This is a genomic window from Paenibacillus sp. AK121, assembly GCF_019042715.1.
Classification (GTDB): Bacteria; Bacillota; Bacilli; order Paenibacillales; family Paenibacillaceae; genus Paenibacillus; species Paenibacillus polymyxa_C.
Genome location: NZ_JAHPJM010000010.1, coordinates 202,089 through 214,649, shown reverse-complemented (window position 1 = coordinate 214,649; position 12,561 = coordinate 202,089). Strand labels below are relative to the sequence as shown.

Below are 12,561 nucleotides of genomic sequence, written 5' to 3'. Positions count from 1 at the left end.
CATGAGTAACATGGACAATCAAAATATGGCAAGCACTTCAGGTTTTGCAAAGGGTTTATTCATTGGAGGTTTGATTGGTGCTGCGGCAGCCCTGCTGTTCGCTCCAAAACCAGGCCGCGATTTGCGTAGCGATCTGTCCGAAAAAATGACCGTTGTCTCCGATAAAACCAAGGATGTCGCATCCGTAGTCAGCAGCAAAGCAACGGATTTGGCTAAAACCGTTTCCACCAAAACAGCAGATGTAGCCAAAACGGTAGCCGAGAGCAAAGACAACATCGTATCCAGCGTAACTAAAGCCTCTGCGGATGTCGCTAATGAAGCGGCCAAAGCGGATAAAGAAGTTATGGATGCAACGGCTCAGGCAGCCAAGGACACTCAGAAGCAATTAAATGCAAATTCCTAATAACAACATATTTCGATTACAACCAAAATAAGCTCCAAACACTGAACAGCCAGCATGCAAGAAGCTGGCTGTTTTTAAATGATAGAAAGGCTGGGATGACCATGAACAAACCAAACTCCTATGGAGATGATCTTGCCCGGAACAACAAGAGAACCTTTCACCCCCTGCAGACACAAGATCAACCAGACGAGGTTTCATCCAAGCAGACCTCACCTACTCATGTTAAAAAGCATGATCATGAAAGAGATTTTGATGTGGATGAACATCCTTTTGAGCTACGTCATGAGGTCAAGCGGCTTAACAAACGTCTAGATCAAATCGCAGATACATTGGAAAAAGCAGAATTCAAAGATATTATAGAGAACTACTCCAGCACGAAAAGAAGAATTATCAGCAATCTGACGGCTGGGATTTCACGAGGTCTTGGCCTTACACTGGGTACAGTGGTCGTACTCGCCTTACTCGCTTGGTTGCTCAGCTTCCTGGTGCAGTTAAATCTTCCGGTCATCGGAGATTTCATCGCCGAATTGTTAGGATATATCAAAATGAGCCAAGGTACTAAGTAATTGTCTTCTATCTCATATAAAAACGATCCATCGTAACCGGTATTGAGCTCCCAAAATGCTCTCGGTTGCGATGGATCGTTTTTTGAATGCACATTGTAATTAGTGTAAGCAGCCACTACAATTTGTTACGCTTGTTTGTTTTTAATAAATCTCCCGTCCACCCCTTCATCATCAGCCAGCCGTACATCCCCGCCATACTTAGCAGAGTAGCAACAATCACAATGGTGAAGCCCCAGCCTGTTTTAATCCAAGGCAGATTTTCAAAGTTCATGCCCCAAATAGCACCCACTACAGTGGCAGGCGTAAATACAGCGGTCACAATGGTGAGCGTCTTCGTAATCTCATTGCCCCTAAATGCGGAAATGGCATCATCTATGGAGATCAATGTGTCGATTTCCTTTTCATAATGGCGGAAAAGTCCCTCCATCCGAGTGACACGGTACAATAACTGCTTAAAAAAGCGATTCTCCTCCAGCTTATCCAGATATGCTTCGCGGGAAGCCGTGACCAGCTCTGAAAAAGGGATGAACATATTGCTCCAATACAACAGTTCGAAACGCGCATTCAATATAGAATCCATCAGCGTACGTGCATTCCTTTTCTCCATGTCCTCTTCCAGTCTTCTCAGGTTGATCTCAAACTTATCCATTCCCGTATGAAAATAATGAAGCACGGCTCTCGCCAAAACGAACATGCCGTCTGCTGCATCCTCACACTGTTCCAGCATGGTTTGGCGTTCTGCGGTATGCATAATTTCACGGGTATTTTGGTCTAGATTTAAGGTCACTAGCTTCTGGTCTAGGACTAGAAAATAAAACTTGTTGCAATTGCGCTGACTGTCGATCTCCTCCTGAACGGAGTAGATCAACGATCCGCACATCAACGGCTGATTGCCATCTGGAAAGCGCACAGAAATAAAACTGGATGGAATGTCCTCTACCTTATCCAGCCACTCTGCGGCTTCTGGGAGCTTCTCCTTCAAGTGCTGTATGACTGAATCCTGCCAGTCCGCAGCACAGATGTCCCACCATTCCCAGCCTCCACGAAAGGTAGAAATCTGTTCAAATGCTGTCATGGATTCCATCCTTTCTTTGTTTTTTCCGCTTTATAAAAAGGACACGCTTCCCTAATTGGAATAACGTGTCCTTACGATGGGACGTCAAATATTATAAGCCATGAATTCAGCGATCTTGTCATGAAATAGAGGAATTAGACATAATCTGCTTCAACTTTTCTGTTGCCCGCTTCTGAATACGGGAAACGCTCATCTGTGATACACCCAACGTCTGTGCAATCGCACGTTGAGATTGACCATCCTGAAATGCCAGAAGAAGCACTTTCTGTTCCTGCTCTTTCAGTTGGCTTAAAGCCTGCTGAAGATCCATCCGTTTTTCCACAGTGTCAAAATCGTTAGCATCTGAGCTAATAAGCTCACCTAACGTAGCTGCACTCTCTTCCTGAGATAATGGCGAGTCCAGTGAAACATAGTGATAGCACTCGCGACCAGCAAGCACCTCGATCGTCTCCTCAACGGTAAGGTCCAGATACTCCGCAATCTCGTTCACATTGGGTGAGCGTTCTAATTTGACGGTCAGCTCATCAATGGCATGTTGAACAAGCGCTCCCTTTTCCTTGATACGGCGAGGAACCTGTATGTACCAGGATTTATCGCGCAAATAATTTTTCATATGTCCCAGCATACTTTTCATAGCGTACGGCTCAAATGGGATACCCAAGCTGATATCGTATTGCTGGAGCAGACGTATCAAAGCCATCTGACCGGTCTGATATAAATCCTCGTATAAGTCCGGACGGTTACGGGATATCTTCCCGGCAGCCATCTTGACCATAGGCTCATACTTGCGGATCAGCACGGTAGCAATTTCGTTATCTTTGGTTTGCTGGTACTCCCAGATTAGACCAACGGCTTCATCCATCGACTCCGGGGGAGTTACCTTTTCATTCATACTGTTTCCTCACTTCTGGTCAGACGCTTTACCAACACCACTTCGGTGCCTTTTCCTGTCTCATTCAAGATATGAACATCGTCCATAAGCGCCTGCATGAGATAAAAGCCCAATCCGCCGATCTGCGCATCATTCAACTCCTTGTCATGCAAGGATGCAATACGGGACGGGTCCTCCACGCGTTCAAAGCTCTCCCCTTCATCTTTGACACGAATGGACAACGAAGCTTCGTCAAATTCGAATGTTACTTCCACGACTCCTCCCTCATGACCATATGCATAGAGGACAGAGTTATTACAGGCTTCCGATACGGCCACTTTCATGTCTTCAATCTCCTCATAAGAGAATCCCATTTTCGCGGCAATACCATATAAATTTAATCTTACAATATCAACAAAGTCAGCTGTGGCCGGCAAATTAAGAACTACTTTTTGAATTTGAGCATTCATTTCTTTTTCTTTCCTTTCCTATTGGGAATTCTCCTGGGGGGCAAAGAATTTGGCAATACCGGTCATATCAAACAGTTTTTGAATCTGAGGCGGTACCTCTTGAACCGTAAACCGGGACTCCATCCCATGCCTTGCTTTTAAAATAGATAACAAAATACCAATGCCTGTGCTGTCAATGTATTTAAGGTCTCTCAAGTTAACAATCAAATCCTGGCTGGATTCCCCCACTAAAGGCTCCATGACCAGACGAAAATCAGGTGCTACCGAAAGATCCAATTCTCCACTCAGATAAACGGTATTTACACCATCAGCTGTTTCTGTGATCGCATTGAACTTCTCATTTTTATTAGTATTCATTGGCCTACTCTCCCAAAAAAAGATTTCCCTACATACTAACCCAATATACGAGTGTTTGAATCACGTTATAACTTTTTATACACCTGTCAAATACCACCAGCTAGGCTTCATTGATTCGGTCTTTACCTGGCTGCATTGGAAAATGGTCCGGAGAATGTCGGAGCAACGCCTGTTTTACACTGCTGATTTTAACGGGCTTACTAATATAATCGTTCATTCCAGCTTCAATACATCGGGGCTGAATCCCCTCCATGACGTTAGCTGTCATAGCGATAATGGCAGGTTGAGATCTTCCCGCCAATTGTTCACGTACTCTACTCGTACACTCCAGACCGTCCATTACAGGCATCTGCAAGTCCATAAAGATATAGTCGTAGTCTTGATTCGCAGTGACCATATCAAGCGCCTGTTGCCCATCTGCTGCCACGTCTGAAGCCAAACCGAGCTTATCCAGTATATTCACCATCAGCTTCTGGTTGATGGGATGGTCATCCACGACCAGTACAGGTTTACGGGTGGGGGGCTCCTGTTGTGGAATTTCCCAATCGTGGCTGGACTCCCCCTCCAGTTCATTTTCCTTGGCAACGCCAAGCTTCATTGTAAAATGAAACGCCACACCCTGTTCTCCACTTGTATCCACACGGATATCTCCGCCCATCATATCCACTAAGGTTTTGCAAATAGCGAGTCCTAGACCCGTTCCACCATATTTGCGTGTCATTGAAGAATCCAGTTGGGAAAAGGGATGAAATAGCCTTCCAACCTTAGCGGGATCAATACCAATGCCTGTGTCTTTTACAGAAAACTCAACCGTGAGACCATTGTCGCTACGTTCTTTGACCGATGCGAAGACATATACCCCGCCCTGATCTGTAAATTTGACGGCATTGGAAACCAGGTTAATCAGCACTTGCCGCAATCTGCCCATATCCCCATATAACACGGGAGGCATCTGTTCATCGAGAAAATAAACCAGTTCCAAATTCTTGCGGTTCACCTCTACGGTAAATAGGCTGAAAACTTCCTTGATACAGGAAACCAAATCAAATGGATACTCCTCAACTTCCATCTTGCCTGACTCCAGCTTGGTAAAGTCCAGAATATCATTAATGACTGCGACCAGCGCGTCCGCACTGCGACGGATGATATCGGCATATTCCTGTTGATCGTTTTGCAGCTCTGTCTCCATCAGCAGATCAATCATACCAATGACACCGTTCATAGGCGTGCGAATCTCATGGCTCATCATTGCCAAAAATTCGGTTTTGGCATTGGCAGCAATCTCTGCCGCCTCCTTGGCGGCAATCAGTTCGCTGTTCATCTTTTCCAGCTCCTGCGTCTTCTGATGAAGCAGCATGGACTGTGTTTTCAAGCGCTTGTTTGTTAGATACATTTGTACGAAGCCTTCAATTTTGGACTTGAGAATTTGAGGGATGAACGGCTTTACCATATAATCAATACCGCCCGCTGAATATCCCGCAAACAAATGCTCCGCTTCCTTGCTGTTAGCTGAAATAAAGATAATCGGAATATCCTTCGTCTTCTCTCTGGCCTTGATTAACTTTGCGGTCTCAATTCCATCCATACCCGGCATTTGCACATCGAGGACAACGAGTGCAAATTCATCTTTTAATAGACATCGCAACGCTTCTTCCCCAGATGTGGCCTTTACCAAATTATATTGTTCACTCTCCAGCACTGCCTCAAGAGCGAGCAGGTTCTCAGGTCTGTCATCTACCAGCAATATATGAATCGGTTCATGAAGCCCCATGAAATCCTCCTAAGCATCTCTATTTAATCTTCCGGTATATCTTCTCTACCCGGTCCAGCGGCTCGTAGGAATCACTATAATCGGTGAAATGTATGGATTCCTTGGCCCCAAGCACCAACACACCAAAATGACTCAAGCTATCGTAAAACAACCCATGTACGTGGTTGCGAAGTTCATCGTTGAAATAAATCATAACATTCCGGCAAAAAATAACATTGAACTCGTTAAAAGACCGGTCTGTCGCTAAATTGTGCTCAGCAAAAATGATATTTTTTCGTAAAAAGGGGTGAAACATCACCGAATCATACTTGGCTGTATAATATTCAGAGAACGATTGTGTGCCCCCAGATTCCAAATAATTTTTGGTATACAGCTTCATTCGGTCGATCCCATATACCCCTTCCTTCGCTTGCTGTAAAGACAGGTTATTCATATCCGTCGCATAAATACGGGCCTTGTCATATAAGCCTTCCTCATGCAGCAAGATTGCCATAGAATATACTTCCTCACCTGTGGAGCAACCTGCATGCCATATTCGGATATACGGATACGTCCGCAAAATAGGAATGATTTTTTGCCTAAAAATTAAAAACAGCTCCGGGTCGCGAAACATCTCGGTCACCGGAATGGAAAGACTCTGTACCAGTCTATCAAAGGCGCTGCGATCATGCAGCACCTTCTCCTGAAGTCCTGATATCGTGCTTACGTTCTCGGACTGCGCATGATAATAAATACGCCGCTTGATCGATGGCAGAGCGTAGTTGCGAAAATCGTAGCCGTACAGCCGATGTATACCTTCCAGCAACAGCTCAATCTCAATCATTTCCCGCTCATTGTCATTCGATTTCACTTCATTAGCAGCATTATCCGCCATATCCTTCGATGTCATAATCTCTCTCCAATTCCTAAATAGGTTTTGCCTGTACCGCTCTCAATCAAGTGTCAATTTATATTACCCATTTTTTTGGATTACGAATACAACCACACCCGCATTAATGATAAAAGCTGTTCGGTTTGAATCGGTTTTTTTACATAATCGGAAGCGCCTGCCTCAATACACTTGGAACGATCATCCTTCATCGCTTTGGCTGTCAGGGCAATAATAGGCAACTTCTCGAATTGTGGCATTAACCGAATACGTCGCATCGCTTCATATCCATCCATTTCAGGCATCATCATATCCATCAGCACCAGATCAAAATCTGGCGTCTGCTCAAGCATTTCCAGTGCTTCCCTTCCATTTTCAGCAAAGGTAACCTCCATACGATAGCTTTCCAGCACACTGGACAGAGCAAATACATTACGAATATCATCGTCTACCAACAATATTTTTTTGCCTTCAAACAACTCTTCCTTGTTATAAAGCTTCTGCAAAATTTTACGTTTGTCCTCAGGAAGATTGGCCTCCACCCGATGCAGGAACAACGTAGTCTCATCCAAAAGTCGTTCCGGCGATTTGACATCCTTAATAATAATAGACTCTGCATATTTTCGAAGTTGTGTTTCTTCCTTACTATCCAGATCTTTGCCTGTATAAATAATGATCGGCAGATCGGTGAGCTGCTCATTTTCCCGAATGCGGTCGAGCAACTCAAAGCCTGTCATGTCACTGAGCATCAGATCCAGTACCATGCAGTCATACCGCTGGGTGGCCAGCTCGTTTAGTGCTTCTTTACCTGTCGAGACCGCCGTAATGGCCACATCATCATGGTCGATGAGCTCAATAATGGACTTGCGCTGATTATCGTCATCCTCGACCACAAGGAGGCGTTTTACCATTTGGTCCGTATACGATTTTATGTGTGAAAATGCCTTATCCAGACTCTCCTTCGAAGAAGGCTTTTTGAGATAGGCAATCGCGCCCATCATCAAGCCCTGCTTCACATCATCAATGACCGAAATAACATGTACTGGAATATGACGTGTCGATGAGTTTCCTTTCAGCTCGCCCAAAATGGACCAGCCATCCATCACAGGTAACTGAATATCTAATATAATAGCGTCCGGCAGATAAGAATGAGCCATGTTCAGCCCATCGTCTCCCTTGAGAGCGATCAGCGCCTTAAAGCCTCGGCTACGGGCCATGTCGTACAAAATATTAGCAAAATTAATATCATCCTCAATAATCAGCAGCACCTTATCCTGCGGGGTAATCTCGTTTCGGTCGTCACCCGGATGTATGTCCTCCGCTCCGCTCTTCGCAGGCATCTGATACACAGGTAAGCGTTCAGCAGGCATAATCATTGGAAGATCTGCTTCCGCTGAAGCAGCGACACCCTCATAATCCGGATGTACATCTGTACTGTCAAACGCCTCTCTCGAATGAGAATCCATATTCTTTTCGGTAGGCGTTTGTTCCGGCAAATACAGTGTGAAGCAACTGCCCTGCCCCTGCTCGGATTCCACCGTAATGGCACCGCCCAACAATTTGGAAAGCTCACGGCTGATCGACAGCCCTAGCCCTGTTCCCCCGTATTTCCGGCTAGTCGTACCGTCTACCTGTTGGAAGGCTTCGAAGATCAGATCTGTTTTGTCTGAAGCAATTCCGATGCCCGTATCACGCACAGATAGAGCCAGATAGGATTTTCGTGAATCTAACATATCTGGAAGCTGCTCTCCGTTTGCCCGAGATACCTTGAAACGAATAGAGCCTTCGGTGGTGAACTTGAACGCATTGGACAGCAAGTTACGTAAAATTTGTTTGAGACGATAACCGTCACTAATAATGGCATCTGGCAAGTTCTCTTCAATTTCGGTATGCAGTTGAAGCTCACGTTTGGCTGCGACCGGAGCAAAATTCTGTTCAACAAACAGCTCCAGCTCCTCCAAATGGACCGTTTCATGATTAATATCCATTTTTCCAGCATCCACTTTGGATAAATCCAGAATTTCATCAATCATTTTCAACAAATCCGCGCCTGACATATAAATGGTTTGTGCATATTCGACTTGTTTGGGCTTAAGATTGCCTTCCTTGTTCTCAGACAGCAGCTGAGAAAGAATGAGCAAGCTATTTAGCGGAGTACGCAGTTCATGCGACATATTGGCCAAAAACTCGGATTTGTATTTGCTTGTGATCCCAAGCTGCATGGCCTGCTGCTCCAATTGGGCTCGTGCACGTTCGATCTCATCGTTCTTTTCTTCCACTTCTCGAACCTGTTCTTCCAGTGCTCTCGTTTTGGCAATCAGTTCAGTATTAAAATGCTCCAATTCTTCCTGCTGACGCTGTAACAATTCCTCGGAACGCTTAAGCTCCTCTGTTTGCTGCTCCAAATTCTCGTTAGAACGCTTGAGCTCTTCTTGCTGAGTTTGCAGCTCTTCAGACTGGCATTGCAATTCCTCGGTAAGTGCTTGTGATTCGCGCAACAGTTGCTCAACCCGCATCCGTCCCCTGATGTTGTTCAAAATGATCCCCAAGCTCTCCATTAGCTGAGCAAACAGCTTCGTTTCCAGATCACTGAAGCGATCCAGTGACGCTATTTCTACGGCACCAATGCATTCATCCTCGAACAAAATAGGGAAAATCATAATTCCCACTGGCTTACTTTCTCCTAAGGCGGAGCCAATGAACAAGTAATCGTCAGGCGCCTCTGTAATCAAGATCGGCTTACGATCCAGAACACACTGTCCAAGCAAACCTTCGCCCACCTGGATAACGTCTCTAATCGAGCCTTCGCCAGTCACCTTTGCATAAGAGCCGTACAACTTAAATCGGTTATCTTCTACATCTTTTCCTTGCAGATAGATAGCTCCGTAACTACCTCCCAAGATTGGCGTAAACTCACTAATGAACATCTGAGCAACCTGTTCCAGTGAATTCACGCCGCGAAACAGCTCAGTCAACCGAGCAGTATTGGCATTAAGCCAAGTTTGGTCCTTCTGCGTTTGAAGGACGGAATGCTCGAATTTCCTTTTTTCATCCAAGTCTCCAGCCAATTGTTGAAACACACGAGCAACCTCTCCGATTTCATCTTTGGAGGCCACACTCATCCGGCCGATAGCCCTGTACTTTCCCTTGCCAAAACCGTTCATCATGAGGTTAACGGTATTTAGACCTTTGGCAATGCTAGGAAGCACCCACAAAATAACCAGTAAGCCCATCATAAGACCGGCCGCCATCAGGATTGTAGTAATCTGCACAGATTCCTCATAAGCCAGATTGGCCTGCTTCATATCGTTATCAATTTCCCGGTCTTGAAAAACAGCAAGGGTATTAATGCTGTCCATTGCCTCCTCTTGAGCAGGCAGGCCCGTACTATTACGGAAAGCATTAGCTTCCTCAATACGATCTTGCTCCAATAAGGAAACGAGTCTCTCTTCATAGTTTAGGAAATCTTCCCAGGCAACAGCCACCCGGTCAATCTGCTGTTGCTCTTCACTCGTACCGGAATCCGTTTGCAGACTAGCCAGCACTTTTGTTCCAGTAGCAGAAATATCATCCATCTCGCGCTTGGCCTCGCCGACAGAGGAGCCTGGATTCAAGATCAGATTGGCCATCACTTTAGCCATATCGTTCACCTGTCCGCGTATAGCCGTTGTTTTGCGGACCTTCACATATCGTTCTTGGTAAACCTGGTTCAGCTGTTCATTCAAGCTCCCCATCCGGTCATAGCTGATTAGCGTCAGCACAAGGAGGATCGCCATAAGCGATCCAAAGCCAATCAGCAGTTTATTTCTGATTTTCATGCAAGCTCTCTCCCTCTTTCAATGAAATCCAGATCAGGCACTTATCATCATCGCGATCCTGCGGTCCCCCGTCATTACGAAAAAATGCATCCAGCATCGCTTCTTCATTCCATTCCTCATACTTACGCAGGCAGGCAGTCAGATACTCCAATTGTTCCTCATATTCACCTTCTACCGCCTCCAGTAAGCCATCTGTATACAAAGCGATATGCCCAGTTCCTTCGTAATAAATCGTGTGCATCTCTGCATCAATTTTATCAAACAATCCGACCGGGCTACACGCATGGTCTAATTTGGTTATACTGCCGTTCTGATTGAACAGCAAGCCGGGAGGATGCCCTGCATTTACATAGTCAATTCGCCGTGAACGAGTATCAATCACCATATAAATCGCCGTAAAATAATACTGTACCAGTTGCTTGCCCAAATCCAGTTGATTAAAACGACGATTCAGCTCTTGTATGACCTTCTCCGGCTCCACATACGTGGTCACCGTATCCTTGAGTACAGACGCAATGAACATGCAAAACAGAGAAGAAGAAATGCCATGGCCCATCATATCGAGCAAAATGACAGCATATCTCCCTTCCCCTAGCGGATACCATGAATATAAATCCCCCGCCAGTTCAAAGGAAGGCTGGTACAGTGCATTCGCTTGCAGCATCGGGTCCTGAATGGCAGGACTCAGTACCGCCTGCTGCACCATCGCAGCCAGCTTCAATTCATCCTGGATTCGCTGATCCCGGTCCTTATGCCAGTCCTTTTCCTGCTTGAGACGCAATGCAGATCGAATACGAGCCATTAGCTCTACCTTGTTAATCGGCTTCGTGACATAATCGACGGCTCCCACATCCAGAGCCTCGGCCAATTTTTTAGAATCGCCTACAGCGGTGACCATAATAATCGGAATATCTTTTAAATGTTCATATTCCTGCACGATACTGCAAGCTTCAATGCCATCCATTTCAGGCATCATCATATCCAGCAGCACCAAATCAATATCCGAAGGACGGGGCCGGAGACTAATGGTACGGTCGCCGATTCCTAGATGCTCCAGCATTTCTGCGGCCGAGCTGGCAGAGATTACATCGCGATAATTTTCTTTTTTTAGTATTTCACGAATAATAATGACATTCGTTGGATTATCGTCAACAATTAGAATTCTCATTGCTCTCTCCTTATCTGTAACCCATGTATTATACTATACCTGCTTAGGGGGCAACACCCTTGTTGATTGGAAATAGCGTTTCCGTAAGCAGGCGTTCCAAAAACATAGATAAGGAATGGGGCTGAAGCCCCATTCCTTATCTATGTTTTTGGAGGACCCGCGAAACACTTGTGCTGCGGCCAACATCCTCTTTTTCAAATCTAAGCTTGTTTGATCCTATGATGAGCTGGAAATATCACGCTTTTTTCGCAATAACCAGCACTTTACCCTGATCTAATTCTTTTTCATAAAAATCTGCTTCCGTATCTGTAAAACCCAAGGAAGTGATTTTGGCACGGAGCTCATCGCCACGGGAACGGAACAAATTCGCTAATGAGTCGAAAACGCCTTCTTCCTTAATCCCGATTTCCTTGGCAGCCACCGTATCGGCGATACGATCCGTCCGATCCTGATCATGAGCGAGCACGAACACATCCTCATAACGATAGCCCGTGTTACGCAACTCATTCACAGCTTCAACGGCTTGTACACCGTTCTCTACCACCTTGGCATAAGATTTATGATTGGTCTGATTCATGTTTCTCACGCTCCTTTAAGGATTGACTTCTCTGACTATTACACTTCATTCATCCATTTGAAACTTCCATATGATGTCACGCCTTGAAAAAATCGATCACCACTCCGTTTCATCAAAAAACTCAACATACTTCGGCTTATCAGACGTCTTATCCGTAAACACTTTGATCGCACGCTGCCCGCGTACATATACTTCTCCGTCTTCTGCCGTAAATTGCGAGCCGCCTAGCGCCTGATCCAGCGTTTTCCGTTGCAGTGGCAGCCACTTATCATTCACTTTGATTCGACCGGCAGCAGGATCTACATGCACATAAGAGACGACGTCATCACGCATACCTACCACGACATCCGGATATTGATATTCTGTAGAAAGCAGCAACATATCCTTCTTGACTCGAAGTGGCTTGCCCAGTTTTTTTAACACATCCGCACGAGTATCATCCAGAGATATGCCATTTAAGGTCTGAAAATCAGCTGGCACAGCATGTGGAGCAGTTATCGTCTGAACAGCCCTTACCATATGCCCCGCTGTCTGCGGGGAGACGGTTTGCTGAACCGTATCCTGTCCGGAAAAGGGAGTGAGCAAACCAGCGGCTAGTAATAATGTCTTCATCATAA

At 45.5% G+C, this 12,561-nt stretch carries 12 protein-coding genes; 2 read left to right on the top strand and 10 right to left on the bottom strand.

Going from position 1 to position 12,561, the window contains the following annotated elements:
• The first annotated feature begins 1 nt into the window (after position 1).
• Entirely contained in the window at positions 2-403 is a 402-nt protein-coding gene (locus KSP24_RS18230; protein WP_064963538.1) for a YtxH domain-containing protein, read from the top strand.
• Positions 404-498: 95 nt separating this feature from the next.
• Positions 499-969, top strand: a complete 471-nt coding sequence (locus KSP24_RS18225) for a DUF5665 domain-containing protein (protein ID WP_044786240.1) — start codon at positions 499-501, stop codon at positions 967-969.
• A gap of 115 nt (positions 970-1,084) precedes the next feature.
• On the opposite strand, the gene KSP24_RS18220 is transcribed toward KSP24_RS18225, so the two are convergent.
• The 10 genes from KSP24_RS18220 to KSP24_RS18175 all read right to left on the bottom strand — a co-directional run bounded on the left by KSP24_RS18220 (position 1,085) and on the right by KSP24_RS18175 (position 12,559).
• Entirely contained in the window at positions 1,085-2,044 is a 960-nt protein-coding gene (locus KSP24_RS18220; protein WP_064963539.1) for a magnesium transporter CorA family protein, read from the bottom strand.
• Between the two features lie 118 nt (positions 2,045-2,162).
• Entirely contained in the window at positions 2,163-2,936 is a 774-nt protein-coding gene (locus KSP24_RS18215) for a sigma-70 family RNA polymerase sigma factor (RefSeq protein ID WP_013373041.1), read from the bottom strand.
• The gene (rsbW, locus tag KSP24_RS18210; RefSeq protein WP_064963540.1) at positions 2,933-3,385 is read right to left on the bottom strand and encodes an anti-sigma B factor RsbW; all 453 of its coding nucleotides are present in this window, start codon (positions 3,383-3,385) and stop codon (positions 2,933-2,935) included. The genes KSP24_RS18215 and rsbW overlap by 4 nt, the downstream gene beginning before the upstream one ends.
• Before the next feature lie 18 nt (positions 3,386-3,403).
• The gene (locus KSP24_RS18205) at positions 3,404-3,742 is read right to left on the bottom strand and encodes an STAS domain-containing protein (protein ID WP_013373043.1); all 339 of its coding nucleotides are present in this window, start codon (positions 3,740-3,742) and stop codon (positions 3,404-3,406) included.
• A gap of 100 nt (positions 3,743-3,842) precedes the next feature.
• On the bottom strand, positions 3,843-5,513 hold the full coding sequence (locus KSP24_RS18200) for a response regulator (RefSeq protein WP_064963541.1): 1,671 nt from the start codon (positions 5,511-5,513) through the stop codon (positions 3,843-3,845).
• Between the two features lie 19 nt (positions 5,514-5,532).
• Positions 5,533-6,402: a CheR family methyltransferase gene (locus KSP24_RS18195; protein ID WP_016820280.1), complete on the bottom strand. Its 870-nt coding sequence runs from the start codon at positions 6,400-6,402 to the stop codon at positions 5,533-5,535.
• An 80-nt stretch (positions 6,403-6,482) separates the two neighbouring features.
• Positions 6,483-10,199 carry a response regulator gene (locus KSP24_RS18190; protein ID WP_216976143.1) on the bottom strand — a complete coding sequence of 1,239 codons (3,717 nt, stop codon included), beginning with the start codon at positions 10,197-10,199 and terminating at the stop codon, positions 6,483-6,485.
• Positions 10,183-11,367 (bottom strand): PP2C family protein-serine/threonine phosphatase, encoded by a 1,185-nt coding sequence (locus KSP24_RS18185; RefSeq protein WP_064963543.1) that lies wholly within the window; start codon positions 11,365-11,367, stop codon positions 10,183-10,185. Before KSP24_RS18185 ends, KSP24_RS18190 begins: the two co-directional genes overlap by 17 nt.
• A gap of 235 nt (positions 11,368-11,602) precedes the next feature.
• Positions 11,603-11,944 (bottom strand): YflT domain-containing protein, encoded by a 342-nt coding sequence (locus KSP24_RS18180; RefSeq protein WP_013373048.1) that lies wholly within the window; start codon positions 11,942-11,944, stop codon positions 11,603-11,605.
• Positions 11,945-12,040: 96 nt separating this feature from the next.
• Entirely contained in the window at positions 12,041-12,559 is a 519-nt protein-coding gene (locus tag KSP24_RS18175; protein ID WP_013373049.1) for a hypothetical protein, read from the bottom strand.
• Positions 12,560-12,561: the final 2 nt, after the last annotated feature.

Bases quoted from the DNA above. Each gene is read 5' to 3' on its own strand.
- KSP24_RS18230 (WP_064963538.1), top strand. From the start codon at position 2: ATGAGTAACATGGACAATCAAAATATGGCAAGCACTTCAGGTTTTGCA.
- KSP24_RS18225 (WP_044786240.1), top strand. From the start codon at position 499: ATGACCATGAACAAACCAAACTCCTATGGAGATGATCTTGCCCGGAAC.
- KSP24_RS18220 (WP_064963539.1), bottom strand. From the start codon at position 2,044: ATGACAGCATTTGAACAGATTTCTACCTTTCGTGGAGGCTGGGAATGG.
- KSP24_RS18215 (WP_013373041.1), bottom strand. From the start codon at position 2,936: ATGAATGAAAAGGTAACTCCCCCGGAGTCGATGGATGAAGCCGTTGGT.
- rsbW (WP_064963540.1), bottom strand. From the start codon at position 3,385: ATGAATGCTCAAATTCAAAAAGTAGTTCTTAATTTGCCGGCCACAGCT.
- KSP24_RS18205 (WP_013373043.1), bottom strand. From the start codon at position 3,742: ATGAATACTAATAAAAATGAGAAGTTCAATGCGATCACAGAAACAGCT.
- KSP24_RS18200 (WP_064963541.1), bottom strand. From the start codon at position 5,513: ATGGGGCTTCATGAACCGATTCATATATTGCTGGTAGATGACAGACCT.
- KSP24_RS18195 (WP_016820280.1), bottom strand. From the start codon at position 6,402: ATGACATCGAAGGATATGGCGGATAATGCTGCTAATGAAGTGAAATCG.
- KSP24_RS18190 (WP_216976143.1), bottom strand. From the start codon at position 10,199: ATGAAAATCAGAAATAAACTGCTGATTGGCTTTGGATCGCTTATGGCG.
- KSP24_RS18185 (WP_064963543.1), bottom strand. From the start codon at position 11,367: ATGAGAATTCTAATTGTTGACGATAATCCAACGAATGTCATTATTATT.
- KSP24_RS18180 (WP_013373048.1), bottom strand. From the start codon at position 11,944: ATGAATCAGACCAATCATAAATCTTATGCCAAGGTGGTAGAGAACGGT.
- KSP24_RS18175 (WP_013373049.1), bottom strand. From the start codon at position 12,559: ATGATGAAGACATTATTACTAGCCGCTGGTTTGCTCACTCCCTTTTCC.